Source organism: Exiguobacterium sp. ZOR0005 (assembly GCF_000798975.1).
Classification (GTDB): domain Bacteria; phylum Bacillota; class Bacilli; order Exiguobacteriales; family Exiguobacteriaceae; genus Exiguobacterium; species Exiguobacterium aurantiacum.
The window spans coordinates 1-24,842 of the sequence record NZ_JTLB01000016.1 but is presented as its reverse complement, the minus strand read 5'-3'; the positions used below and the strand labels follow the sequence as shown (position 1 = coordinate 24,842).

At 53.3% G+C, this 24,842-nt stretch carries 34 protein-coding genes; 23 read left to right on the top strand and 11 right to left on the bottom strand.

Annotated elements, in window-relative coordinates; genetic code table 11:
* The first annotated feature begins 22 nt into the window (after nt 1-22).
* From L971_RS07085 to L971_RS07070, 4 genes are all read left to right on the top strand, one after another.
* Entirely contained in the window at nt 23-1,015 is a 993-nt protein-coding gene (locus L971_RS07085) for a ring-cleaving dioxygenase (RefSeq protein WP_047375180.1), read from the top strand.
* Entirely contained in the window at nt 1,012-1,647 is a 636-nt protein-coding gene (locus L971_RS07080) for an NADPH-dependent FMN reductase (protein ID WP_024372425.1), read from the top strand. The genes L971_RS07085 and L971_RS07080 overlap by 4 nt, the downstream gene beginning before the upstream one ends.
* Before the next feature lie 244 nt (nt 1,648-1,891).
* Nucleotides 1,892-2,959: a trans-acting enoyl reductase family protein gene (locus tag L971_RS07075; RefSeq protein ID WP_047375177.1), complete on the top strand. Its 1,068-nt coding sequence runs from the start codon at nt 1,892-1,894 to the stop codon at nt 2,957-2,959.
* A gap of 78 nt (nt 2,960-3,037) precedes the next feature.
* Nucleotides 3,038-3,835 (top strand): GNAT family N-acetyltransferase, encoded by a 798-nt coding sequence (locus L971_RS07070; protein WP_047375175.1) that lies wholly within the window; start codon nt 3,038-3,040, stop codon nt 3,833-3,835.
* A 31-nt stretch (nt 3,836-3,866) separates the two neighbouring features.
* Here the strand turns inward: L971_RS07070 and L971_RS07065 are convergent, their stop codons facing one another.
* Nucleotides 3,867-4,652 carry an SDR family NAD(P)-dependent oxidoreductase gene (locus tag L971_RS07065; RefSeq protein ID WP_047375174.1) on the bottom strand — a complete coding sequence of 262 codons (786 nt, stop codon included), beginning with the start codon at nt 4,650-4,652 and terminating at the stop codon, nt 3,867-3,869.
* 82 nt (nt 4,653-4,734) lie between these two features.
* Nucleotides 4,735-5,046: a hypothetical protein gene (locus L971_RS07060; protein ID WP_047375173.1), complete on the bottom strand. Its 312-nt coding sequence runs from the start codon at nt 5,044-5,046 to the stop codon at nt 4,735-4,737.
* 147 nt (nt 5,047-5,193) lie between these two features.
* Between L971_RS07060 and L971_RS07055 the strand changes: the two genes are divergently transcribed.
* Nucleotides 5,194-5,499 (top strand): hypothetical protein, encoded by a 306-nt coding sequence (locus tag L971_RS07055; RefSeq protein ID WP_047375171.1) that lies wholly within the window; start codon nt 5,194-5,196, stop codon nt 5,497-5,499.
* Nucleotides 5,500-5,520: 21 nt separating this feature from the next.
* Nucleotides 5,521-6,114 carry an NUDIX domain-containing protein gene (locus L971_RS07050; protein WP_047375169.1) on the top strand — a complete coding sequence of 198 codons (594 nt, stop codon included), beginning with the start codon at nt 5,521-5,523 and terminating at the stop codon, nt 6,112-6,114.
* A gap of 83 nt (nt 6,115-6,197) precedes the next feature.
* Here the strand turns inward: L971_RS07050 and L971_RS07045 are convergent, their stop codons facing one another.
* Nucleotides 6,198-6,665, bottom strand: a complete 468-nt coding sequence (locus L971_RS07045) for a GNAT family N-acetyltransferase (RefSeq protein WP_047375167.1) — start codon at nt 6,663-6,665, stop codon at nt 6,198-6,200.
* Between the two features lie 66 nt (nt 6,666-6,731).
* Between L971_RS07045 and L971_RS07040 the strand changes: the two genes are divergently transcribed.
* The 3 genes from L971_RS07040 to L971_RS07030 all read left to right on the top strand — a co-directional run bounded on the left by L971_RS07040 (nt 6,732) and on the right by L971_RS07030 (nt 8,868).
* Nucleotides 6,732-7,529: a GNAT family N-acetyltransferase gene (locus L971_RS07040; protein ID WP_231557575.1), complete on the top strand. Its 798-nt coding sequence runs from the start codon at nt 6,732-6,734 to the stop codon at nt 7,527-7,529.
* Complete coding sequence (locus L971_RS07035) at nt 7,529-7,711, top strand: hypothetical protein (protein WP_024372416.1); 183 nt, start codon at nt 7,529-7,531, stop codon at nt 7,709-7,711. The genes L971_RS07040 and L971_RS07035 overlap by 1 nt, the downstream gene beginning before the upstream one ends.
* Nucleotides 7,712-7,881: 170 nt before the next feature.
* Entirely contained in the window at nt 7,882-8,868 is a 987-nt protein-coding gene (locus L971_RS07030; protein WP_047375165.1) for a M23 family metallopeptidase, read from the top strand.
* Between the two features lie 57 nt (nt 8,869-8,925).
* Here L971_RS07030 and L971_RS07025 read toward each other — a convergent pair whose 3' ends face one another.
* Nucleotides 8,926-9,468 carry a TraR/DksA C4-type zinc finger protein gene (locus L971_RS07025; protein ID WP_024369735.1) on the bottom strand — a complete coding sequence of 181 codons (543 nt, stop codon included), beginning with the start codon at nt 9,466-9,468 and terminating at the stop codon, nt 8,926-8,928.
* 154 nt (nt 9,469-9,622) lie between these two features.
* Between L971_RS07025 and L971_RS07020 the strand changes: the two genes are divergently transcribed.
* The 4 genes from L971_RS07020 to L971_RS07005 are packed head-to-tail and all read left to right on the top strand — an operon-like array spanning nt 9,623 to nt 11,334.
* Nucleotides 9,623-10,147 carry a GrpB family protein gene (locus tag L971_RS07020; RefSeq protein ID WP_024369736.1) on the top strand — a complete coding sequence of 175 codons (525 nt, stop codon included), beginning with the start codon at nt 9,623-9,625 and terminating at the stop codon, nt 10,145-10,147.
* Between the two features lie 55 nt (nt 10,148-10,202).
* Nucleotides 10,203-10,511 (top strand): hypothetical protein, encoded by a 309-nt coding sequence (locus tag L971_RS07015; protein ID WP_029334083.1) that lies wholly within the window; start codon nt 10,203-10,205, stop codon nt 10,509-10,511.
* Entirely contained in the window at nt 10,508-10,981 is a 474-nt protein-coding gene (locus tag L971_RS07010; protein ID WP_047375162.1) for a GNAT family N-acetyltransferase, read from the top strand. The genes L971_RS07015 and L971_RS07010 overlap by 4 nt, the downstream gene beginning before the upstream one ends.
* Nucleotides 10,982-11,031: 50 nt before the next feature.
* Nucleotides 11,032-11,334, top strand: a complete 303-nt coding sequence (locus tag L971_RS07005; protein ID WP_047375160.1) for a hypothetical protein — start codon at nt 11,032-11,034, stop codon at nt 11,332-11,334.
* Nucleotides 11,335-11,358: 24 nt separating this feature from the next.
* On the opposite strand, the gene L971_RS07000 is transcribed toward L971_RS07005, so the two are convergent.
* From L971_RS07000 to L971_RS06985, 4 genes are all read right to left on the bottom strand, one after another.
* Complete coding sequence (locus L971_RS07000; RefSeq protein WP_047375158.1) at nt 11,359-12,216, bottom strand: pirin family protein; 858 nt, start codon at nt 12,214-12,216, stop codon at nt 11,359-11,361.
* Between the two features lie 106 nt (nt 12,217-12,322).
* Nucleotides 12,323-13,567 (bottom strand): hypothetical protein, encoded by a 1,245-nt coding sequence (locus tag L971_RS06995; protein ID WP_047375156.1) that lies wholly within the window; start codon nt 13,565-13,567, stop codon nt 12,323-12,325.
* Between the two features lie 12 nt (nt 13,568-13,579).
* Nucleotides 13,580-14,842 (bottom strand): hypothetical protein, encoded by a 1,263-nt coding sequence (locus L971_RS06990; protein WP_231557574.1) that lies wholly within the window; start codon nt 14,840-14,842, stop codon nt 13,580-13,582.
* Between the two features lie 287 nt (nt 14,843-15,129).
* The gene (locus L971_RS06985; RefSeq protein ID WP_024369743.1) at nt 15,130-16,026 is read right to left on the bottom strand and encodes an aldo/keto reductase family oxidoreductase; all 897 of its coding nucleotides are present in this window, start codon (nt 16,024-16,026) and stop codon (nt 15,130-15,132) included.
* A gap of 136 nt (nt 16,027-16,162) precedes the next feature.
* Here L971_RS06985 and L971_RS06980 point away from each other — a divergent pair, with 136 nt between their 5' ends.
* From L971_RS06980 to L971_RS06965, 4 genes are all read left to right on the top strand, one after another.
* Complete coding sequence (locus L971_RS06980; RefSeq protein WP_024369744.1) at nt 16,163-16,786, top strand: serine/threonine protein kinase; 624 nt, start codon at nt 16,163-16,165, stop codon at nt 16,784-16,786.
* A 44-nt stretch (nt 16,787-16,830) separates the two neighbouring features.
* Nucleotides 16,831-17,157: a four-helix bundle copper-binding protein gene (locus L971_RS06975; protein ID WP_024369745.1), complete on the top strand. Its 327-nt coding sequence runs from the start codon at nt 16,831-16,833 to the stop codon at nt 17,155-17,157.
* 113 nt (nt 17,158-17,270) lie between these two features.
* Nucleotides 17,271-17,783, top strand: a complete 513-nt coding sequence (locus tag L971_RS06970) for a GNAT family N-acetyltransferase (protein WP_029334090.1) — start codon at nt 17,271-17,273, stop codon at nt 17,781-17,783.
* Nucleotides 17,784-17,849: 66 nt separating this feature from the next.
* Complete coding sequence (locus tag L971_RS06965) at nt 17,850-18,188, top strand: zinc ribbon domain-containing protein YjdM (RefSeq protein ID WP_024369747.1); 339 nt, start codon at nt 17,850-17,852, stop codon at nt 18,186-18,188.
* Nucleotides 18,189-18,233: 45 nt separating this feature from the next.
* Here the strand turns inward: L971_RS06965 and L971_RS06960 are convergent, their stop codons facing one another.
* A complete protein-coding gene (locus L971_RS06960; RefSeq protein ID WP_024369748.1) occupies nt 18,234-19,691 on the bottom strand; it encodes an aldehyde dehydrogenase family protein in 1,458 nt (485 codons plus the stop codon).
* Nucleotides 19,692-19,859: 168 nt separating this feature from the next.
* Between L971_RS06960 and L971_RS06955 the strand changes: the two genes are divergently transcribed.
* Genes L971_RS06955 through L971_RS06940 form a run of 4 tightly spaced genes read left to right on the top strand, consistent with a single transcriptional unit; the run spans nt 19,860 to nt 22,305 of the window.
* Nucleotides 19,860-20,213, top strand: a complete 354-nt coding sequence (locus L971_RS06955) for a PadR family transcriptional regulator (RefSeq protein WP_029334093.1) — start codon at nt 19,860-19,862, stop codon at nt 20,211-20,213.
* Between the two features lie 4 nt (nt 20,214-20,217).
* Nucleotides 20,218-20,943 carry a hypothetical protein gene (locus L971_RS14830; RefSeq protein WP_156111508.1) on the top strand — a complete coding sequence of 242 codons (726 nt, stop codon included), beginning with the start codon at nt 20,218-20,220 and terminating at the stop codon, nt 20,941-20,943.
* Nucleotides 20,943-21,299, top strand: a complete 357-nt coding sequence (locus L971_RS06945) for a hypothetical protein (RefSeq protein WP_047375153.1) — start codon at nt 20,943-20,945, stop codon at nt 21,297-21,299. Before L971_RS14830 ends, L971_RS06945 begins: the two co-directional genes overlap by 1 nt.
* A gap of 58 nt (nt 21,300-21,357) precedes the next feature.
* Nucleotides 21,358-22,305, top strand: coding sequence for an alpha/beta hydrolase (locus L971_RS06940; RefSeq protein ID WP_047375151.1), 948 nt, complete (start codon nt 21,358-21,360; stop codon nt 22,303-22,305).
* Nucleotides 22,306-22,316: 11 nt separating this feature from the next.
* Here L971_RS06940 and L971_RS06935 read toward each other — a convergent pair whose 3' ends face one another.
* Entirely contained in the window at nt 22,317-23,159 is an 843-nt protein-coding gene (locus L971_RS06935; RefSeq protein WP_047375149.1) for a GNAT family N-acetyltransferase, read from the bottom strand.
* 70 nt (nt 23,160-23,229) lie between these two features.
* Between L971_RS06935 and L971_RS06930 the strand changes: the two genes are divergently transcribed.
* Nucleotides 23,230-23,907 carry a YjjG family noncanonical pyrimidine nucleotidase gene (locus tag L971_RS06930; RefSeq protein WP_024369754.1) on the top strand — a complete coding sequence of 226 codons (678 nt, stop codon included), beginning with the start codon at nt 23,230-23,232 and terminating at the stop codon, nt 23,905-23,907.
* Nucleotides 23,908-23,920: 13 nt separating this feature from the next.
* Nucleotides 23,921-24,241 (top strand): hypothetical protein, encoded by a 321-nt coding sequence (locus L971_RS06925; RefSeq protein ID WP_024369755.1) that lies wholly within the window; start codon nt 23,921-23,923, stop codon nt 24,239-24,241.
* Between the two features lies 1 nt (nt 24,242).
* Here L971_RS06925 and L971_RS06920 read toward each other — a convergent pair whose 3' ends face one another.
* The gene (locus L971_RS06920) at nt 24,243-24,689 is read right to left on the bottom strand and encodes an NUDIX hydrolase (RefSeq protein WP_029334099.1); all 447 of its coding nucleotides are present in this window, start codon (nt 24,687-24,689) and stop codon (nt 24,243-24,245) included.
* Between the last annotated feature and the right edge of the window lie 153 nt (nt 24,690-24,842).

The following is a 24,842-nucleotide window of genomic DNA, read 5'->3' as shown; positions in this document are numbered from 1 at the left end:
AGACTTTTAAGGAGCGATTCGAATGAACCATGTAAAAGGAATTCACCACGTCACCGCCATCACGAGCAGTGCCGAGAAAAACTACGACTTCTTTACGAACGTCCTTGGGATGCGTCTCGTTAAAAAGACGGTCAACCAAGACGATATTCAGACGTATCACTTATTTTTCGCCGATGACAAAGGCAGCGCCGGGACGGACATGACGTTCTTCGACTTTCCGGGTATCCCGAAAGGCGTGCACGGGACGAACGAGATCGCCAAGACGTCGTTTCGCGTCCCGACCGATGAGGCGCTCACGTACTGGGTACGCCGCTTCGACCGTCTCGATGTGAAACATGAAGGTATCAAGGAACAGTTCGGCAAGAAGACGCTCTCGTTCGTCGATTTTGACGAGCAGGCGTACCAACTCATCTCGGACGAGTTCAACACAGGTGTCGCGTCGGGTGAGCCGTGGCAAAACGGACCGGTCCCGCTCGAGTACGCCATCACAGGACTCGGACCGATTTTCATCCGGATCGCGGACTTTACGTATTTCAAACAAGTGATGGAGCAAGTCATGTTGTTCGAAGAAATCGGGCAAGAAGGCGACGCGCATCTCTTTGAAGGAGGTGAGGGTGGAAACGGGGCGCAAGTCATCGTCATCCATGACGAGACGTCACCAGTCGCGCGCCAAGGGTTCGGCACGGTGCACCACGTCGCTTTCCGCGTCGATGACCGCAGCGTCCTCGATGAATGGACGGCACGACTTCAGCAGTTCGGGTTACCGACATCAGGCTATGTCGACCGCTTCTTCTTTGAATCGTCTTACGCACGGGTCGCGCCGCAAATCCTATTCGAATGGGCAACGGACGGACCAGGATTCATGGGCGATGAGCCATATGAGACGGTCGGGGAGAAATTGTCACTCCCGCCGTTTTTAGAACCAAAACGGGAACAGATCGAAGCGATGGTTCGACCGATCGATACGGTCAGAAGTACAAAAACGTTTGAGAAAGAATATGAGGGCATGAAATGAGCTTTTTGAATCGTTTGTTTGGAAAAGAAGAACCAGCCAACTTACAAGGAGGAACTACTATGTTGAAAATTGGAATCGTACTCGGATCGACTCGTGAAGGACGCGTCAGCCCGCAAGTCGGAGAATGGGTGAAAGAACTCGCAGACAAACGCGGTGACGCAAACTATGAAATCATCGATATCGCCGACTACAGCTTGCCGCTCCTCGGGGAGCCGGGCGGCGACGCGACAGGTGCCGCGGCATGGTCTGAAAAAATCGCGGAGATGGACGGTTTCGTCTTCATCGTCCAAGAGTACAACCACTCGATCACAGGCGCACTCAAAAACGCCCTCGATTACTTACGCAACGAATGGCACAACAAAGCGGCCGGTATCGTCTCGTACGGTTCGGTCGGCGGTGCCCGTGCGACGGAACACTTACGCGGTGTGTTGAGCGAGCTGTTGATCGCCCACGTCCGAGTCCATCCGGCGCTCTCGCTCTTCACAGACTTCGAGAACGGCACACATTTCGCGCCGAAAGACGTCCAAGTCCAGTCGGTGAACGATATGCTCGACCAGCTCGTCCCATGGACAGAAGCAATGCAGACGGTCCGCACGAAAGCGGCAGAAGCAACAGAAGCTGCGAACAACTAAGCAGTCGGCCAGCCTTGAAACAGGCTGGCTTTTTTGTGCGCTTTTTGGATGGGTCGTGTAAAGTTGAAAGGGTTGGAAGGGTAGGCCATAAGGGCTCGCAGCCTGCATATCGGATGCGGGCTCATGTTGGTGTGCTCCTGTCGGTCGTCTGATTCAAAATGTCGTGCATCATCTGGACGGATGAAAGTTGGCAGGATAGGGAAGAAGAAAAGGACATGTTCATAGAGTTGAAGGAGGAATCGTGATGAAATGGATGATTTATGGGGCGAACGGCTATACGGGCGAACTGATTGCCCGCCAAGCAGTGAAGGAAGGGATGGCACCGGTACTCGCAGGACGGAGCGCGGAAGCGATTGAACGGCTCGGGGAAGAGCTCGAGTGTGAGACACGTGTGTTCAGTCTGTCGTTCGACCAAGCGAAACAAGAACTGGCCGATATCGATCTCGTGCTACATTGCGCCGGACCGTTCGCTGACACGAGTCAGACGATGGTCGAGGCATGCCTCGCCTCGAAAACGCATTACCTCGATATTACCGGGGAAATCGAGGTGTTCGAATACATCCACTCGAAGAAACGGGTCAAACTCGCGCAAGAAGCCGGCGTGTTATTGTGCTCGGGTGTCGGGTTCGATGTCATCCCGACCGATTGTGTGGCGCGAAAGCTGAAAGAACTCATGCCGGATGCGACGACCCTGGCTCTCGGGTTCTCGGCTGCTGCGGGCATTTCGCGCGGGACGATGAAAACGGCGATCCGTGGACTTGGTTCGAGCAGTGCCGAGCGAAAAGACGGGAAACTGTCGCCATTCCCACTCGGGGCGAAACGACGACGGATCGACTTTGGGCGCGGGAAGAAAACGGCGATCGCGATTCCGTGGGGCGACGTCTCGACCGCGTACTACACGACAGGTGTTCCGAACATCACGACGTGGGTCCCCGTGCCGCCCGTGTATGCTTATGGGGCGCGCCTGTTGTCGTGGTTCGGCCCGATCCTCGGCAGTGACGCGGTGCAAGGCAAACTGTTGCGTTACGTCGATGAACACGTCAGTGGACCGGATGAGTCCAAGCGCGGGCGTTCCTCGACGTACGTTTGGGGCGAGGCCACAAACGAAGAGGGGCGTAAAGTCATTGTCCGCATCAAGACGGCGAGCACGTATGCCTTCACCGTTTATGGTGCGCTCGAGGTCGTGAAGCGGCTCATCAGCGCGAAGCCGGTCATTCCAGGCAGTTTCACACCGGCGATGTTGTTCGGCTCGCACTTTATCGAAGAGATCGAAGGCTCGTCGTCGTTCGTCGTGGACGAGGTGCGGCTGTAACAGGCGTTGTAACGGAATCACAACATGTTCACGAGCGAAGTGTGCTAAACTCAGAGGAGAGTAGAGGGAGGGAATGAGATGAAACGCTTAGAATTAGCCAGACGAATCGAACGCATCAAAGCGGAAGGGACGTCTGCTTATATTCGGCATCGAAAACAGACCCCTCCCTATGAAGGTTCGGAGTTGATTGTCGAAAACAAAGGACACGTCTTCCGGATGGGCAATATGAGTTTCGCGGTCGGCTTCGGATTGAATCGTCCCACGAGTTTTTACGACTTGCACCAGATGGAGAAATGGGTCCGTGGAAAAAACGTATCCCGTCTCCATGTCGAGGTCTGTCCGCTCGCCGATATGTCACTCATCCGGCTCCTGCAGGAACGGAATTACACGCTCGACCACTTTCTAGACGTCTGGTTGCTCGATGTCACGCAGTTCGAGACGACGCTGCCGGCCCCGCATCAAGTCGAGCCAGTCGACGCGGATAACGTGAATGAATGGGCCCGGGCCATCGCGGCCGGTTTTGCCGAGGCGGGCTCGGTTCTTCAAGAAACGGTCGACACGGCGAAAGGCTTTTATGCACTCCCTGAAAACAAGGCGTTTCTCGTCCGTGATGGCGAAAAGGCGGTCGCTGGTGGTATTCTCGCCGTCCAAGACGGAATGGGGGAGTTGTTTTTGACGAGCACGATCCCGGCTTATCGAGGGAGAGGCTATCAAACCCAACTTATTCTCGAGCGCATCGCCCATGCGAAAGCGTCCGGATGCGAGTACGTGACGGTCACGACGAAAGTGGATACCGCTTCAGGACGGAACATGGAACGGTTAGGGTTCCAGCCGTTTTATCAGAAAGCTGTGATGAAAAGTCCGATCCTCAAGTAAACAGGTCGCCCCGCGGGGCGACCTGTTGGCGTTAAAGTAAAGATTCGGCACCGTCCACGTACACTTCGGAACCGGTGACGTGGCTCGACATGTTGCTGGCGAAGAACAAGACGACGTCTGCGACTTGCTTGGCCGATCCAGATTTTCCGGCGAGCGGTTGGTTGCCTTCCGGATACTCGATCGGGATGACGATCTCTTCTAGCAAGGCGTCGTCACGGTTCGTCGAGTCGTCGATGTTCGTATCGATCGCGCCGGGACAAATCGAATTGACACGAATACCGAACTGGGCGAGCTCGGCGGCGGCCATTTTCGCGAATCCGGTCTGTCCGGCTTTCGTCGTCGCATAGCCGCTGAACCCAAAGTTTTTAAAATAACGATTTCCGTTGATCGACGATGTGATGATGATGCTTCCGCCTTGTTCTTTTAAGTGAGGGATGGCGTGTTTCACGGTGACGAACGTGCCTGTCAAATTCGTCTCGACGACGCCGTTCCAGTCTTCGAGCGATAGATGCTCGATCGGTGTGATCGTCCCGTTCCTTCCGGCGTTCGCGAAGACGATGTCGACGCGGCCGAACCGTTCGACTGTCTGTTCGTACGCTCGTTTCATCTCTTCTTCATTGGCGACATCGGCACTGATCCCGACGGCGCGTTCCTCACCGATCAAACGCGCCAGTTGTTCGGCATCTTCTAGTTTCAAGTCGACGATGGCGACTTTTGCGCCCGCCTGGACGAACCGGATGACCGCCGCCCGTCCGATTCCTGATGCCGCGCCAGTGACGAACGCGACCTTCCCCGACAACAATGTATTTGAAATCATACCATTCGCTCCTTTCAGCTTCCTGTTCTCATATTCCACCGTTCCGTGAAAACTATGCTCGTTTTATGAAAAAACGTGCGATTCAATCGGATTGCACATGAATGGAGACCGCGACGTTCAAATTACCGTCCGGGACGAGTTCGACGGTCACACGTTGACCGGTGCGAAGTTGTTGGACGTCACGCACATCTCCCGTCACTTTCGTCTCTGCATTGATGAGCACTGTCCGCAACTTCATCTCACTCCCTGTGTCTTCCGTTGTGATCATCAGTTGGGGAATGTTGATTTGTTCGATCGTCCCTTCAATCTGATGGTCGTTCCACGTGCTGATCCAATACACGGCCGCCAAACAAAGTCCGATAAACGTGAGGGCAAAGATGATTCGAGTTCTCATGAGGCGCCTCCTCTACGAAAGCCCGGTCCACTGGTGTCTACTACTTATTTACCCTCAATCAGGTAATCTATCGAACCGTTTTGACAGGAATTTGTCATTGGTCCGCGGAATGTAATGAAGACAACTTGGAGAGCGGAGGCGCTGACGATGATTCTAATCGGGATGGTCGGATTGATCGGTGTGGCATTGGTTGCGTTCGGATGGTGGACGATTGGATTTCCACGACGACGGATGTGGGGTGGTTTATTCTTGTTGGCGACCACATTCTTTCTCTCGCCTTGGCTGCTCGTCATGAGCGGAGAACGTTACGGATTTGACGGCATCGTCGCAGGCTTGGTCGGCCTGTCGCTCGTCATCGGGGGCGGCTTCTTCTTCACGACGCTCGGTTGGACGGGCCGGGTGCGGAAGATCCGCAAAGTTCGGACGCTTTCAGAAGACCCTGATTTGTTCTAGGTGTGGGATAGGAGGAAGGACATGATTGAATTCATTACTGTCGTCGACGAACGGCGAAAGAAAATCGGACTGAAACCACGGGCTGACGTCCATCGCGATGGAGACTGGCACGAGACGTTCCACTGTTGGCTCGTGGAAGGGGGACGCCTCTTTTTGCAACGTCGCAGTGACACGAAGCAAGACTTTCCGGGACTGTACGATATTACTGCGGCCGGCCATTTGGCGGCCGGGGAGACAGTCAGGGACGGGGTGCGAGAAATTCGGGAAGAGATCGGGCTTGAGGTGACGCTTGACCAATTGACCGCCTTAGGGGTGTTTGAAGACGTGATTGAGACGGAGACGTTTATCGACCGCGAATTCGCCCATACATACGTCTATTCGTATGCAGGTGAACCGTTCACACTCGATGCGGCCGAGGTCGCTGATCTCGTCACGATCGACCGTGAACGTTTTGCGGCTTTGGTCACCGGGGATGTTGAGGCGGTGGAGGCGACGTCAGTGTTGACCGAAGAGACGTCTAATGTGACATGCGCCTCCCTCGTACCGCATCCGACGTCATATTGGAACGACGTCATGACAGGAATCAAGGCGTTTGCGGATGAGCGTCATGATTGATTTTATTTGGCAACTGCTGAACGTCTTGCTCGTTCTGATGATCGGTGGGCTTTTAGTCTGGTGTTTCCGAAAATGAAGAACGTTCAGAGCGCGAGCGACATGATTCGTTGTTCTCCGACCGGTCCTGTGATGCGTCTTCCGGTATCTGAGAAACCGACTTTCTCATAGAGCGCGAAGGCGGCATCATTTTTCAAGTTCACAGATAAGACGACTTCTTGCGTCTTCGGAAACTGCTGGCGAACGTAAGCCGGTAATTGTCGGAGCGCTGCTTTCGCATAGCCGTTTCCTTGGAAAGGGTGATTGATGGAAAAGATCGAGAGCAGCAGTGCGTGTGCGGACTCCGTATAAGTTTGGACTCTTTCCGTATCGTGTAACAGAAAGAAGCCGACCGGACCTTCGGCGACGATGACGATCGGATGAACACCTTCAGGAAGCGGGGAGTCGATATCGCGAGGAAGGGTCGTATATTTTTCTTGTTCGAGCGGTAACGTGAACGCCTCAAGGGCGGGCCAATGGTCATCTTGAAGCGTTTCTAACGTGACGTGGGACATGGTCATTCCTCCTGCTTTAGCCGTTTGTCTTATTATACTGAACGATATAAGGAGAGAAAAAGAGATATGCTGAAACAAGAGGTGTCTTATCAACAGAATCCGCCGGTAGCCGATTTGTATCGGGCCTTTATGGACGGTTTTTCTGATTACATGATTCGTTTTGACATGGACGAGGCCGCATTTGAGGCGATTTTCTTCGTCCGAGATCAAAATCAGCCATCTCGCTCGATCGTGGCGTACGTCGACGGGAGACCGGTCGGTGTCATGTTGAGCGGGATCGCCCATCTAGACGCGGGGTGGGTCACTCGTTGCGGCGGATTGGCCGTGGCACCCGGCTATCGCCGACTCGGGATCGCCCGAGAGTTGATGCGCCGCTTCGATGAGCAAGCAGAAGGGATGCGGCTACTCGAGGTCATTCAAGGAAACGAGCAGGCGTACGACCTGTACGCTAGGCTCGGCTATGACGTCGTGCGTGAGATTGTGTATTATCAATCCGTGCCGACCGAGACGGCGGCGACGCTTGACGTTGTCCCGATCACCGAGCTGTTCGAGCGGGAATATCCGAAAGCCGTGCACCATCCGATTTGGCAACGAGACGTGCGCACGACCCAACAACAGGCGACGCTCGTTCGTGTGACCGAGGAAGGGCGTGAAGGGTCGTTATTGTTCCGGGACAACGTGCTCCTTGATGTGTTCGGTCGCGACGAAGATTCCGTCTGGTTGTTACGGGCCGCGGGTTGTAAGCACCCTGTCCATCTGACGTTCACGTCCGACCGTCCGGCCTTCATCGAGGCGGCCGAAGCGCTCGGATTCGAGAAGGACACGGTCGCCCAGTTCGAGATGGTGAGAAAGGGGGAGACGTGATGGCGAGATTTTTACCGGCGTTGATGGTCGTGTTGATTGTCGGCAATTTATTGACGATTCTCGGTCTGACGACGAACTTGGCACCGGTCATCGCGCGGCTATTTTTAATCGGTGGCCCGACGTTGACCGTCCTCGCCGCGGTCAGCATCGTCGTGATCGTATTAAAAACGAAACGAGGCTGAACAGGAGAAATTTTGATGGGCATTATGAGATGGACAGGAATCATCGTGATGAAATCGACATACAAATGAAATGTTTCATATATTGAACTTTTCGGATGTGGGTGCTATATTCGCACATGTAGCTTTTTATTGAGCTAGCGAATGATCCCATTTGGAGGTTTACTATATATATGTTGAAACAATTCATCCTTACAGCAGGCGCAGGTGTGTTCATCTTTAGTGGTGCGCAGTCGGCGTCGGCAAATGAAATCACCCCGGAAAAACTCCTCGAGACGACAAAAACAATAGAACAAACGACAAACCAACTGTCCGAGTCAAAAAAAGTTGTGGCGAAAGCCGAACAACAAATTGAAAAAGTCGAGACAGAAGCAGCGGCCGTTCAAGCGGACATTGATGAAGTGACCGAGCAGATTGAGGCGTATCAGGCTGCGATCGCGCCGGAAGCGGACTCGTTGTTCAAACAAGTACTGTCGACCGTCTTGCCGAGTGCGAAAGCCGAGGCGGCCGAATCTGAAAAGAAGCAACAAGACATCTTAGACCAAAAGGCGACGGCGAAACAGAAGCTCGACGAATTGGCAGCTAAGCAAGCAGAGGTCGAGGCTGCAAAAGAAAAGACGCAGTCGTCTTACGCGGCCGCCTCTGAACAGATGAAGGCGCAGTCGACGAAGTTGAGCGACTTGAAAAAGCAACATGCGGCGATGGCGCCGGACAAGTTCATGATGCCGGCGAACGGTCGGTTGTCACAAGGCTTCGGCCCGGCGAGCGGGCAATTCGGTTATACGTTCCATAACGGCATCGATATCGCCGCGAAAGTCGGCACGCCGGTCTACGCGGCCGCCGATGGGAAAGTGATTGAAGTGAGCGGACGTGGTCCATACGGCAAGCACGTCAAAGTTGAGCACAACATCGATGGTCAGAAATGGACGACCGTTTATGCGCACTTGCATAAGATCGACGTGAAAAAAGGACAGACGGTCCGCCAAGCCGAAGGCATCGGCCAAATCGGTAACACTGGCAACTCGTCTGGTCCGCATTTGCATTTTGAAGTGCACAAAGGCGCCTACTCGTTCTCGCCAAGTTCGGCGGGGAACACGGTTGATCCGATGAAGGTCGCACAACTACTTGGCGGTGCTTCAGCCGTCAAAGCCACTTACTGACGCAACGAATGTTGCGTCTTTTTTTACGCAAAAAAAGCCGCGCGGGGCGGCTTTACCTCATTCTCTTGTCGGATCATGGTTTCCTTCGCTGTCAGCGATCGTATCGGAGCTCCCGAAGTCCTCGACTTGGCTGAACGCATCCGTGCTTTGGTTAATATCGTCACTGCCATCGAGTTGTTTTCGACGTGCCGTTTCCGATGGGTCGAGGACGTCCTCCTCGACCGGACGTTCCTGATCGGTTTTGTGTTCTTCCGCTTCTTGTTCGCGGGCGTGCTCGATACAAAGCGTCGTTTCCGGGATGATTTCGAGACGGTCGATCTCAATCTCTTCACCACACACTTCACATTTTCCGTACGTGCCGTTCTCGATGGCGAGGAGTGCTTTATCGACGTCGGTCAAGAACTCCTCATCGAGTTCGGTCAACGCCTGGTCGCGCTCACGGAGGAACAACTCTTCCCCAGAGTCGGCCGGATGGTTGTCGTAATGTGACAGTTCCCCTTCATCGTACACTTCTTCCCGGTTTTCCATGTATCCTTCTGTCTTCGCTTTTTCTTTTAACAACCGTTCTTTGAACGTTTTGATTTGGTCTTGTGTCAACATAGTTTCACACTCCAGTTCTGATTTCATTAGTAATAGCATTTCCCATTTTATGATGCGACAAACCATCTCATCCGGCTTCCGGCTGTAAACAGAAGCAAGAACGGGTATGATAATGAAAGAAGAAGTCGCGGCAAATCACAAAAGGAGGGACATCATGAGACGAGTAGAAGTTGTACCGTACGACCCGACGTGGGTAGCTCGATTCGAAGAAGAGGCAGGTCGATTGAGCCGGCTTTTTGAAGGGACGGTGCTGGCGATTCATCATATCGGCAGCACGTCGGTGCCAGGTCTCGAGGCGAAGCCGATCATCGACATCATGCCCGTCGTTCGAGCGATTGAGCAAGTCGATGAACTGTCTGGGCATATGGAGGCGCTCGGCTACCGGAGCTTCGGTGAACACGGCATCCCAAGACGACGCTTTTTTGCGAAAGGTGACGACGTGCGGACGTTTCACGTCCACGTTTTCGAGGCGGGCGATGATGGTGTGACCCGTCATTTGGCGTTTCGTGAATATTTAAAAGCGTTCCCGGACGTGCGTGCCGAATATGGTGACTTGAAGCGAACGCTCGCTGAGCAGCACCCGACCGATATCGAGAGCTACATTCAAGGGAAGCAGGAGTGGGTGTCGGAGACGGAACGTGTCGCCACGATTTGGTATATGGCCGAACAAACAAAGTGAAACGTTTTGCATCGATTCAACGTATAAGAAAGTAACAACGAAAGGAAGTGAATCGATGAAACGATTTCTTGGGAAATGCATCGAGTATGCGTGCGTAGGCGTGTTGTTTGTCGGCTTTTATTTTGGGATCAGCTTTTTGATCGATACGTTTGAGTTAGGGAATAAACAGGCGCTCGTCTTTCTCGGAATGGCGTTCATCGCATTCCCGCTCTCCTTGCTCGGCGGCTATATGCTCGCCCGTCCAATCCAGCATCGTCTTCATGGGAAACCGGGCGGGTCAAAACGGCACGAGCTACGCGGCAACGAGAAGCCGCACGGGGTGACGGAAGACCGCAACTCTCCATATGGAGGCAATGGGGGATGATGCGATTTCTACCAACGAGAGACGCGGATTTGATTGCGACGTTGAATCGCCCCATTCATGAACACCACCTTCAGCTGATGCCGAGCTTTTTTGCTCCTTACGATCATTCGCGAATTCGTGACACGATTGCTGATACGATGAAGCAAAGCGGACATCATTTTATCATCGGCAAATTTGAGGAGGAACCAATCGGATATGTTTGGTTTGAAGAGATAGTGAGTAAAGGTACTGCGTTTCGTCAACAAATACGCACGCTATATGTCAGACAAATCAGCATCTTGCCAACTCACAAGCGGAACGGATTCGGCCGACAAATGATGGAATATGTGGAACAGTGGGCACATGCTCATGATTTTGCCTCCATCGAGCTAGATTATTGGGTCGCGAATAAAGAGGCGTCTAGATTTTACGACCAAATGGGGTTTCAGCCGAAACGTCAAATTGTCGCGAAACACTTGCGAGATCATTAGAAGTTGTCGCTATGACGAGCAGTTTAGAAAACAGCGAAGGTAGGGGTTTGATGGAAACGGTTATTTTAGTGATTGGGGTCATCGGAACAATTTCATTGATGTTCTTCATGTCGAACCAGTGGATGGGTTATGAGAAAGGCAATATCGTCATGACGCTCGATGAGCATTATACGAACTTGAATGAATACGTCCCGGCGATTTTGACGAAGTTATACGAGGACGGCAAGTCCGCGCACTATCTTGGGGACCGGAAATTTGAAGTGGACGGGAAACGATACGTCCTTTTCGAGCGGACCGTGCCAATCGGACGCATTCCGACACAGCAGACGGTATTGAAGCCGGACAAACAATGAGCCACGCATCGCGCGTGGCTCATTTTATTTCACTGCGGGCGGTCCGAAGACACCGGCGTGGTAGTCGCGGAACGCTTGGCGGATCTCGTCCTCCGTGTTCATGACGAACGGACCGTGGGCGATATAGTCTTCACGGAGCGGTACTCCTGAATAGACGAGGAGCTTCGTCCGGGACGTTGCTTTGATTGAGAGGCCGCTCTCACCCTCTATCGTCTCATCGAACGTCAATGTCGCGACATCCGTCTTCTCGAGCGGTGTCGCGCGTGAGCCGATCTCGACAGAGCCGGCAAGCACGTAGACGAAGGCGTTATGGTTCGCCGGCAAGACGTGTTCATATGTTGCCCCGTCACGCAATTGGATCTCGCTCATCGTAATCGGGACGAGGCTGTCTAGCGGCCCTTTCACACCGGCGATGTCACCGGAGTAGACGCGGACGTGCCCGCCATCGACCGGGACGACCGGGGCATCTTCGACGTAGACGTTTTGATAAGACGTTGTCGTCGTCTTCAGCGACTTCGGCAAGTTGAGCCACAACTGCAACGTGTGGATCAAATCGTCCGCAACCGCCTCCTCGGCATGGCGGGCAGCCCAACCGGCGTTCATATACTGCACATCCCCGGCATCGAGAATCGAATGACCGCCATGGTTGTCGATATGTTCGAGTCGGCCATCGATCACGTACGTGATCGTCTGGAAGCCGCGGTGCGGATGGTCAGAAAAGGTGCCGCGTTTGAACCAGTCCTCGGCCATCAAAATGAACGGGTCGAACTCGTCTTTACGCTCAGGCGGCAACACCCAGCCTTGTTGGACGTGCGGATAGCCGTTTTGTTTATAGGAGACGCGCCAACTGTCGGCGACGTCGCGTTCGAATCGTGTTGTCATCGAATCCACTCCTTCGTGTCATTTGTTTCATTGTCGCACAGTCTCGGTTTGTGATTGGACGATGTTGCTTACAGAACATGCAAAAGACAGACGGGAAGACCGTCTGTCAGTAAGGGGCGAGCGACAGCCACGAGGCGCTGTCCTCAGAGTTCAGTTTGTAATGTTTGCCTTCGGTCGTGAGGAAGACGTCCGTTTTTTTCGAGCGCTTATGGAGCGTCACCTCGAACGTCTGGGATGTCACGCCCTCGATTAACGTGAACAACGGATAGTCGGCCGGTTCGCCGCTCCGTTTGATCGGTTCGGCCCGCGCCACCATCTGTTTCAACATTGCACCGTCCGTCGTCAACGTCTGGACCGCATCTAAGGCGTGCAGCTCGGTCTTCCCGGACAGCGGTGTCTTGTGGAAATAACCGATGGTGACTTCCTCATCGGCCGTCATCGTTGCGGCATTAACCTCGGTTTGCGTCATCGTGACGGGTGGCTCATAGCGAAGTGAGACGGTCTGCTCGACGATTTCTCCTTCGACATCATAGGAAAGTTGCCAGAGCGGGTACGTCTTCCCGAACTCGAGCGTCTCGGGTAACAGATACGTGTCTGACAGTGTCGGGACACCGCCGTCAGGCACAGGGTCGAGCAGCCACTGCGATGTGTTCGCCTCAGAAGACTCAAAGAGCGCCGGTTGGACGAACCCATTCATCTCAACGATATGAAGCGAGAGCGTCACATGTTGCAAGCTCAAGCTTGGCTCGTAAGGACGAGAGAATGTCATCGATGCGTCCTGCGTGTTTACCTCAATCGAAAGCGTCGTGAACAGGGGCGCCTGTAACGCGACAAACGGCGCGTTGAACGGTTTGAACTCGAAATATGGAGTGTCGTCCTCGAGTTGTTCAAGAAGCGCCTGCTGTGTATCGGCGGACACACGGGCTACACGCGGTCGAAGCGGCTCAGGATCTGCTTCACGATAGGCAATTGGCATGAGTTCCGGGTCGATCTGTTTCACATACCGGCTGTGGCCGGTCTCACAGTAGGCGTATGTCGCTTCGTCGTCATGGAAGACGGTGAGGCCTGTCAGGGGCGAGATCGTCTCGGGTGAGAACCGTGTGAAGCTACGATATGACGCATCGAAGACGAACGGGCGGTCCGGCAGCGACGTGACGTCCGTCTCGTCGCAAATCGTATGGACGGCCGTATGCTCCGCCTCGTCCATCTGTGTCAACGTCTTTCCGATCTCGAGGCGATAGCCGTCAAACAAGAGGGGGCGAACGTTGAGATCGAGCGCCGTCTCTTCTTGCGTGCAGCCGCTTAACACTAAAACGAAAAGTAGGGACGCGGCGAGACTGATTCTGGGCACAAGATTCCTCCTTTAGTGGTCAAAGCGGTCGTGCCATTTGTTCGCATCATCACGCAGTAGTTTAAAGTGGGACCCGGTCTTTGTATTCGTCAACACGACGTCGTCACCTCGATAACTGACATCAAACGTTTGGGCGCAGATTCCTTCGAATACGGTCAAATACGGAATCGGAGCCGGTTCTCCAGTCTCGGTCGTCGCTTTAGACCGCTCGATCGCCTTGAAGACGAAACGTGTCTGATCGGCTGTCAAATGCGTCAAAAATGAGGCGTCTCTCGATTCAGTACCGATGAGGGCGAGTTCATGAAAGACGGCATGCTGACGATTTGAAAATTCGGCGCGCATCTCACGTTTCAACGCTTCTCCCCGCAAAAGGACAGGTTGTTTGTACGTGAGCGAGACGACTTCTTTGTGCGGGACGTTGTCACGCATATACGAAAAGCTGAACAACGGATAGCGTTTGCCCGGGATGAGCGTCGACGGGAGGTCGTCGATTTGACGGGCCCCGAGGAGTCGTTCGTACGAGGCGTCTTTTGGCCGGATGACATCTTGGTACAACTCTTGGTTTACTGAAGTATGGATTCCGTATTGGCGTGTGTCTTCGGCTGCTTCAATCCCGAATCCGAGCGACAAGAACGGTTGGCGTGACGCCGCATCGATCGGGACGGTGACCGTCTCGATGCCCGCTGAGGACTCGAACGTTAATTCGAACGATCCGTTGAACGGCATCGTCACGTGAACGAGCGTCTGTTCGAGCGCCGTTCGTTTCGGGTAAGGCTCATTTCCAACAGGTTTGTTCATTTCCTTTAAGTATTGCAATCGTTCATGCGGTTGGGCGTTTCGTAGCTTGGCGACGGAAGGGTACGTGACCGCTTGTCCACGGTATGGGACGAGACTATCCGGAACCGCTTCGATTTGCTTCACATAAGAAATCGTGTCGACACGACATTCCACGTACGTTTGATTTTCCACTTCAAAAAAAGTGGCCGTCGGGAACGCCTGGGTCGACGCTTTAGTCGTCAACGGTTGGGACAACGTGACCGTGCCGACCCAACGGCGATCGCCGTCGGGTGTGAGGGCGAGGGCTTCGTCCGGATAACAGGCGTCTAAGACGCTCGTTCGATCCGCTTCAGTCATCTCGATTTGTTGCCCAGACGGCAACGTCGCCCGTCCTTGATAGTACTCTGGTGCTGTATGTAAGCGAAACGCTTGTTCTTCTTCGCATCCGAACAAAAACGTTAAAATGGCAAGTGTACAGAAAATCAGGTACTTTTTCACATCGATGCTCTCCTTCAATGAATAACTTTCATCATTTTAGCACCAATTTTTTGTGACTTTAGGCTTAGGAAAATTAAAGTGTTTTTTTTTAAAAAAGACGAAAAACCCGCTCGACTTGAACTGAGCGGGCTTTGTTTACACTTATGGATATGAAATGGTATTTCAAGTTTTTTGAGGTGTCGATTTTTGACGAAAAATCGAGGTTTATCAATCGTCCCGTTAAAACGATAATAATCTCTATAATTTTCATATGGTACGTAAAAGGATTAAACTGTTTATTTTTACCTTCAATCGACGTCGCGGCCACGAGCGGCCTTCAAAATTTCGAACCATTCTTCTCGTGTGAGCTCGATTTTAAGCGCTTCGACGCCGCTTTGGACTCGTTCTATTTTCCCAGAACCGATGATTGGCAAGATGCGGGCCGGATGTGCGAGCAACCAGGCGTACACGACCGTATCGATTCCGCTCACGTCATGGCGTGCGGCAATCGTGTGGAGCGTGTCACGGAGTGGAGCGTAGTCCTCTTCTGAGAACAAACGGCCGCCGGCGAGCGGGCTCCAGGCCATGAGCGGCATCCGTTCTTCATGGCACAGGTCGACCGCCCCGTCCTCGAAATGCTTCAGTTGCATCGGAGACAGTTCGAGCTGATTCGTGACGAGCTTGAACGGCAAACGAGACTGAAGGAGACGCTGTTGTGACGGCAAGTGATTCGACACTCCGAACGTTCGGACTTTTCCGCTCTCGTGTAATGCGGTGAACGCCTCGGCGACTTCGTCCGGGTCCATCAGAGGGTCGGGACGATGGATCAACAACGTGTCGATCTGGTCGATGGCAAGCTCTTGTAACGACCGCTCGGCTTGGCGGATAATATGTGCTTTCGTCGTGTCGTAATGATTGAGCGTCTGGCCTGGGTTGAAGTCGCCCGTCAATTTGATGCCCGTCTTCGTCACGATTTCGATTTGGTCGCGAAGTTCTGGCTTCAAACGAAGCGCTTCTCCAAATAAGCCTTCACACGTGTACCCGCCGTAAATGTCGGCGTGATCGAACGTCGTGATCCCAAGCTCGATACACTGCTCGATGAATGTGACGCGTTCTTGCGTGGACATGTCCCATTCAGCGAGACGCCACATGCCGTGGACGATGCGTGAAAACGATAAATCTTCCGTTAGTGCGATTCGTTGCATAATCGATTCCTCCTAATTGTCTGTCGCTTACATTATACGGATAAACAGACCGAGCGTCACTTCGTCGGTTCAAGGAGCGAGTCAAATGTTTGAAATTCCGGTATGATAAGGACACAACGAGAAAGAGGAGTCCTTCATGAACCGTTATGATTTACTGGCTGACGTGTCGTTTGACCAGTCCGGCGAGGAGACGCGTGTAATGCATATGCACGAAAGCCTCGAGTTGCATGGCATCGGGCGCAGCGCCGCTGTGTTTCGAATTAACGGTACCCGTCTCGTCATCAAAGTGTTTTTCCCTGGCTTCACCCATATCGCGGCCGAGGAAGCGGTCGTTTATGAGACGCTAGAACCTCTTCCGCAGTTCCCACGCTTATACGAGGTCGGACCGAACTACATCGTCATCGATTATATCGAAGGAAAGACGCTGTTCGAATGTCTGACCGAAGGGATTTGGATTGACGCGGCGTATGTTGACGATGTCGACGCGGCGCTCAGCGCGGCGCGGAGGCGCGGTCTCACCCCGTCAGATGTTCATCTGCGGAATATCATCTTGAGCTCGGACGGTCGTATCTTTTTAATCGATTTGGCCAGATTTCGCCAAGGTCAACAAATTGATCACCAATGGGAAGACTTGAAGCGGATGTATCGAATTTATCGGCTTCGTTTCGTGCCAAAGCGCTATTCCGAACGGTTGTTGAACGCGGTCGCTTCCTGGTATCGAACGGTCGTTTTTCTTTTGCGGATTAGGGAACAACAATAACGTGTCGTTGTTGTCGTTTCATTTAGCAAAAGGAGGATGTACGTATGCATCGGATTTATGCGAACGAACTGGAGACGTTACATGACTGTGTCGAGACGTGCAATTACTGTTTAGAATCGTGTTTAGAAGAGAAAGACGTGAAGATGATGGTCGATTGCATCCGGCTCGACCGGGAGTGTGCGGCGATGTGTGCATTTCTCGCCGAGGCGATGACGCGTGATTCCGCGTTCGTACCGGAACTTGCCCGGGCGTGTGCCGTCGTCTGTAAGGCGTGCGCCCAAGAGTGTGAGAAACATAAACATGAGCATTGCCAAGAGTGCGCCCGGGTCTGCTTCGAGTGCGCCTCGATGTGTGACCGTTTGGCGGCGTGAACAAAGGATGGTCAGTCGACGCGGCTGGCCTTTTTTTGTAAGCGCGCGTCGACGCGTGTGTTTTTCGAGTTGGATACGTATAATGAAGAAAAACTTATGAGAGTGGTGGATGTATGATTCGCAATTGCCGACGTGACGACCTTCAAGCCGTCTTACATATTTATAACGATGCCATCGTCAACAGTACTGCCGTGTACCATTACGAACCGGTCACGTTCCAAAACCGGGTCGCCTGGTATGAAGACAAGAAAGCGCAAGGGTTTCCGATGATCGTCTGGGAAGAAGGGGACGTCGTCATGGGATTTGCCACGTTCGGTCCGTTCCGTCCATGGCCGGCTTATAAGTATACGGTCGAACATTCCGTTTACGTCCACCCAGGGTATCGTGGGAAAGGGATTGGCAACAAGTTGCTCCGTGAGATCATCCGTCTCGCCGAGGCTCGGGAGTATAAGACGGTCATCGGAGGCATCGATGCGTCGAACGTGACGAGCATTCGGGCCCATGAGAAAGTTGGGTTCGTTCATTCAGGCACGATCAAACAGGCCGGCTATAAGTTTGGGAAGTGGCTCGACTTGTCATTTTATCAACTCGAATTAAAAGGTCCCGAGACGCCGGAAGAGGGCTGACCGGTAGCTGTCGAACGTCCCGAAATACGATATACTGGCTACAGTGAATCGAATGGAGGAATCAGCATGACAGAATTACCGAATTGTCCGAAATGCCAATCATCATACGTCTACGAGGACGGGAGCTTGCTCATCTGCCCGGAATGCGCCTACGAGTGGTCGCCGACCGAGGCGGCTGAAGCGGAAGCGAACGCGCAAATCAAAGACGCGAACGGGAACGTGCTCCAAGACGGGGACACGGTCACGGTCATCAAAGATTTGAAAGTGAAAGGGACGTCGCTCGTCGTCAAACAAGGCACGAAAGTGAAAGGGATCCGCCTCGTCGACGGCGACCATGACATCGACTGCAAGATCGATGGGTTCGGGGCGATGAAACTGAAGTCTGAGTTCGTGAAGAAAATCTAATAAAAGCGTGTTGGTCCATGGACGGATCAACACGCTTTTTGCTGATTATGAGAAGAATGGTTTGTATTCCCGGCGTTCATGCATGACGGATACCCATTGGAGCGTCGTGAACTCCTCGAGCACCCATTCGCCGTTGAAACGGCCGAGACCCGAGTCTTTCTCGCCGCCAAACGGCAAGTGCGGCTCATCGTTCACCGATTGGTCGTTGACGTGAATCATTCCCGTCTCGACTTGACGGGCGAACTCGGTCGCGCGATACACCGAACCGTGGACGGCACCGCTCAGTCCATACGGGAGTTCGTTCGAGAGTTTCAGCGCCTCGGCGTCGTCTTTGAACGACAGAATGACGGCGACCGGTCCGAAAATCTCGTTTTTAGCGAGCGGCATGTCATTCGTGACGCCGCTTAACACGGTCGGCTCGAGGACGTTCCCGTCCGCTTTGCCGCCGACGTGGAGCGTCGCCCCAGCGTCGACCGTCTTGTCAATTTGATCGAGGATCCGCTCGACTTGGTCGTGGTCGATGAGCGGTCCGACTTGCGTGTCCGATTCGTTCGGGTTGCCGAACTTCAAGGCACGGACTCGTTCAACGAATTTCTCGAGGAACGCATCGTGAATCGATTCGGCGACGAGGATCCGGTTCGTCGACATACAGATTTGACCTTGGTGGAAGAACTTGCTGTACACGGCCGATTCGACGGCGCGGTCGATGTCGGCGTCGTCTAACACGACGAAGACGTTGTTGCCGCCGAGTTCGAGCGCGGTCTTTTTCAACGAGCGGCCCGCCTTCTCGGCGATACCTTTCCCGACTTCGGTCGAGCCGGTGAATGAGATGAGTTTAGGGATCGGGTGCTCGACGATGGCGTCGCCGATTTCCGAGCCACGACCGACGATCACGTTCAAGACGCCTTTTGGAAGGCCGGCCTCTTCAAATAATGAAGCGAAGAGGAGACCGCCCGTGACCGGTGTCGCCGTCGCCGGTTTGACGACGACCGTATTGCCCGTCGCGAGGGCCGAGACGATCGAGCGGACCGCGAGATGGAACGGGAAGTTCCAAGGACTGATGACGCCGATGACACCGAGCGGTTTCCGATAGACCCGGTTCTCTTTGTTCGGGACGATGGACGGTTTGATGAGCCCGTCCATCCGGAACGGGAACGTCGCCGCTTCTTTGATGATGGCGATCGAGGCGGCAAACTCACCTTCGGCCTTGATGCGGGTACTGCCCGACTCTTTGACGAGCCAGTCGATAATCTCATCCTTATGCTCGAGCGTCAGTTCCGCGAAACGTTCGATCAAGGCACGTCGGTCCTGCGGGAGCATCGTCGCCCACTCGGCTTGTGCTGCTTTCGCTACGCTGTAGGCGTTGTCTAAATCACTTTCGTCGGCCGATCGAATTGAGAACAATGTCTCGTCCGTGAACGGGTTCACGTTGTCGATCGACTTGTCGCTCGAGCCTTCGACCCACTGGCCGTTCATGTACATCTTCGTAAAATCGGTATGCATAACAACACTCCTTTTTCTTTTTGCTTCACCTTAAGAAGTATTCACCTGTTTTGAAAAAATAAACCTCTCGATGCGTAACTAACTTGTTTTACAAAGTAGTTGCGATTGGTAGTCCCTTCCATTACTATTATGTATAACAAGTTAGTTTGATGAAAGTGAGGTCGCGCCATGGCGATGAGTCAAATGTTGAAAGGGTTGCTCGAGGGTTGCCTGTTGGCCATCATCGATAAAGGAGAGACGTACGGCTATGAGATGTCGGAGAAACTACAGGCGTACGGCTTCACGATGGTGAGCGAGGGCAGTATCTATCCGGTATTGTTACGGATGAAGAAAGACGGCTGGGTCGAAACGATTCAAAAAACACTGCCATCCGGAGGCCCGAAACGAAAATATTATATTTTGACGGATGCGGGACGGCAAGAATTGCTAGCCTTCAAACAACGTTGGGCGGAAGTGTCAAGCGGCGTCGACCGTGTACTCAGAGAGGGGAATGAAGATGGAACTTTCAAAAAAGAGTCGTAATTTTTTGGATGATTTAGCAGTCTATCTTATGTCGAGCGGAAAATCGGAAGAGGAAGTGCAAGACGTTGTCGCCGAGTTGAAAGATCATCTCGAGGAAGCGGAACGGGCAGGAAAAAGTGTGGACGATGTCGTCGGCCAAAGTCCGAAAGCCTACATGCAACATCTCGGGCATGAAATGGCGTTTGATGGAAAAGGCTTTTTCAAAATCATCGCGATGTTGGTTCCGAACGTGTTTGCTTACATTATCATCGGAAATTTCATTCAAGGCGAGATGACGTTCTCGACGGCCCAGTTGGTTGGGTTCCCGCTCGTCGCCGTTCTGTTCTTGCTGGCCGCCGCACAAGCGTTCCGCAACATGTCGGTCCGCTCGACAGAAAGCAAAATTAAAACCGGGGCGACGTACATCGCGCTCGCCGCGTTGCCGATGACATTGTTCCTTGGACTGATGATACTCGACATCTTCGTCGAGACGCCGACGATCGTGTTCGGTCCAACCGCTCAACTCGTATTGTTCGGTCTGGCCGTCATCACGTTGCTCCTCGTCTCGATTTGGACGAAGACGTGGATCAATCTGATTATCCCGCTTCTCTTATTCGGGCCGCAGTACGCGCTCGCTCAGACGAAGCTGCCGCTCGAGCAACAACTGATATTCTCGATGTTGATTTTGGTCGTCGGGATGGGAATCTTCTTGTTCGTCTGGTGGAAAAAGAATCAACAGGGGCAAGCCTGATGCTAGGGCGAATCATCTTCGTCGTCCTCCTGTGTCTGCCGTGGGGTTTCTTCGTGACAGCATCAGACTTTCTTTTTGGGAATGCGTTCGGGTATGTCGTGATTCCGGCCGTTATATGGTGGGGCGCGTGGCGATTTGGCCGGCGTGACTGGTTTGGATGGATTGCTTTAGGGCTACTCGTCTCGTATCTTCTGTCCACGGCCATAATTGGGCACATCGATGGGGCATGGGATTACTTCTTCAAGCCGTTAAATCAATCCATTGTGATGAACATTTGGATGGTTTTGTTCGCGAGTGGGGTCGTTGTGGCATTTCTGTACCGTTGGGCCTTTGAAAAAACACGCGAGTCTGCTTAACGTCGGACGCGGCTGGGAATAGGCAACTGAAAGCCAATAGAGAAAGAAGGGATTCCCATTGCCAGTCAATCCGACGATTCAATTTTATTTGAACCAGTTTCAAAATCAGCTCCCGACCACATATGACCAATTGGATCCGCTCGAATTGAGACGACAAGAAGATGCGATGATGACCCGGTTTCAACATAGAGAGCACGTGCACGAGGTTGAGGACCGTCTCATTCCATTACCGGGACGGACGATTCCGATTCGTATCTATCGGACGGGTCGTGGGATTGCGCCGGCCCTCGTCTATTATCACGGAGGCGGCTACGTCACGGGGAGTCTCGACACGCACGATGCGATTTGCCGGACTATCGCGAATGAGGCCGACTGTACCGTCATCTCGGTCAGTTACCGACTCGCACCAGAACATAAATTTCCGACGGCCGTTTACGATAGCTTTGATGCGCTCGCCTGGGTCGCCGAACATGCGGCAACACTCCGGGTGGACGCCTCTCGTCTCGCCGTCGGAGGCGACAGCGCCGGCGGGACGCTTGCCACGGTGAGTGCCTTGATTGCGCTCGAGCGGGGTGGCCCGTCTATCGTGCATCAGCTCTTGTTCTACCCGGTCACGGGGACCGAGGAAAATTTACCGTTGTCTTTGATCGAATATGCCAACGGCTACTTGCTCGACGAAGGATTGATTCGCTGGTTCCAGCAGCAATATTTTAATGATGAGACGGAATTGGCACATCCGTATGCGTCGCCGATCTTGTCCCCATACTTGGCGGAATTGCCACCGACGACCCTTCTCACGGCGGAGTACGATCCGCTTCGGGACCTCGGGCGGGCGTATGCGAACAAGCTCGTCAGCCTCGGTGTCCCCGTTGACTATAAGAACTATGCCGGATTGATTCACGGATTTGCGAACTATTACTTTTACGTGCCAGAAGCGAAACGCGCTGTGAGAGAGGCGGCCCGATCGTTACGAGATACGTTCGCACATGAAAAAACTCGCCCGTGAGGCGAGTTTTTTCATGCTTGCGACAAATAAGGGAAGCGACAACCTTCAGGGAAAAACTTCCCTTCGTTCATGCGAATCATCCATGGACCGTCGCTGGACGGACGTTGCTCCACACTATCCAGGTCGGCCGTAAATTTAAAGACAATTTCCGTGATGCCTTCAAAAGAGAGGCGTGCCACGACGTCACGCATATCGACAGGACGCGGCGACAGCACGGCGTACAGAATTAAACGCGAGCGCTCGATTATATAAATGACATGGACGTCATCGAAACGATACACGTCCTCGTTCATCCCTTGATAGTAATGGAACATCCAAATGTGCATATCGTCTGTCGCATAGAGGCGCGGTGAAAACGGGAGTGACTCCAGTTTGAAACGCCGCCACTGTTCGGCATCGACGTCGACATGTTCGAGTGGGGAGGCCGATCCCGAGACTGAAACGAATAGCTCCGGTTCGGGTTGGACGGAGAACCCCTGTTGCTCGTAAAACGGTGCAAGCCTTTCGTTACAAGCCAAAAAATAAGGCAACCCATCCGTGTCATGCTGCTTGAACAAGTGCTTAAAGATGCGGGTGGCGAGCCCTTCTCCTTGTCGGATTTCGTCCGTCATGACCGTTCCGATTTGATACGCTTCGCGCGCGGTTCCGTCCATCATCACTGTCATCCGGCTCATCCCGACGCTCGAGATGACATTCCGATAGAACGTCAATGAATAGCAGCGATAACGGTCAGTCCATTCTCCAGCTTTGTACCACTCGCGAAAATCGATGCCGAATGTCTCGTCGGCTAAGTAAAAAAACGATTCGAGTTCTTTTTCCGAATACTCGAGGTTGGTGATTGGCTGTTTCGGCATATGGTTTGCTCCTTTTTTGAACTTCGATGTCTGTTCCTGTACATTAGAGGCAGAGAGGGGTAATACAGATATGAAACGATACGATGCGATTTTATTTGACGTCGATGACACGTTGCTCGACTTTAAACAGAGCGAGCACGTCGCTTTGGAGCAACTGCTCGCTGCGCACAACGTTCGGATGACCGATGAATTAAAACAACAGTATGTGGCAATCAATAGTGGATTATGGCGCGCGTTCGAACGCGGCGAGGTCGGACGAGAGGATGTCTTGATGGGCCGTCACACGCAACTGTTCGACACGCTCGGCATTACAATCAATGCACACGAAGTCGAACAGCGTTATCGCGACCACTTGCACGCCGGTGTGCACGTCATTGACGGCGCGCTCGAACTCGTCCAGACGCTCAGCGAACAGTATCCGCTCTACATCGTCACGAACGGCGTGACCGAGACCCAATTCAAGCGTCTCGAGGCGTCAGGTTTGTTGCCGTACTTCCAAGACGTGTTCGTCTCGGATGCAACAGGGTCGCAAAAGCCGATGAAGCCGTTCTTTGACTATGTGTTCGAGCGTGTCTCAGATGTCACGCCGGAACGCGGACTCATCGTCGGCGATTCATTGACGGCCGATATCGCCGGCGGACGGATGTACGGGCTCGATACGTGTTGGTATAATCCGCACGAAGTGGCAGCGACGGTCGAGACGACGTATGAGATTCGCGACTTGAACGAGTTGAAAACGATCCTCTAAGGGGTGAGTCCGCATGGACGTGTTCACGTATTTCCGGTTCGTCTTTTGGTTTTTACTGTGCCTAAGCGTCATCGCGTTCGCGGTGACGGCGTTCCAACGGACAGAGCGGTTGAACACGTTCGGTCTCGGTTTTCTCATTTTCACAATCATCGGAACGTGCGTCATCTTGCTCGGTACGGAGGGGTTCGTCATCGACGCGTATGCGCTTGACGGTGACGCGGTGACGACTTACCTATGTTTAGCGACGTGCGGGGTCTCGAGCCTTGCGTTCGTCACACACATCTGGCGTGGCGTCAGGCGTGAGAAACGGCAAAATCCAAGACGTGGTTACTGACTCAGCGATCAATAAAATGTGGTGGCAACGATTGAGGCAACGCGTAGAGCGTCTCCGGAAACAGTTTCAAGTCACGAAGTTCGCGAAGCGGCTGCCAACGATAAATCAAGTGATCTCCTTCCGGTCCGTGGAAGTCTCCGGTATGTAGCGGGAGGTCACCCGATACATAAAAGTACATGCCGATCTCATGGACTGTCCGTTCAAGATACGTGAAAAAGTTCTCGGAGACGAACGCGAACGTCGTCCCGGTCACCGAGGCGTCGAGCTCTTCCTGTAGCTCCCGCGTCAAGGCGAGCTCGGCTTCTTCACCGATGCCGACCCGGCCGCCAGGTAACGCCCAAAAGTCATCGTTCACATTTCGGTGTACGAGCAAATGCCCGTCTTGCACCCAAATGCCGGCAACCCGGTAATTGAACGTGCCGTGCTCGGTCGGAAATACGATATCCATTCTGATCACTCCCATTCTTTAACTGATTTAGGCGAGAATTCTCCCACCTCTAAGCGGCTCAGGGCATGGCCCGGCGTAGGTGGGAGATGAATCGCCGGTCCCCGACGCCTTTGGCCACCGCTGTGACAGAAAAGCGAACAAAAGTTCGTGATT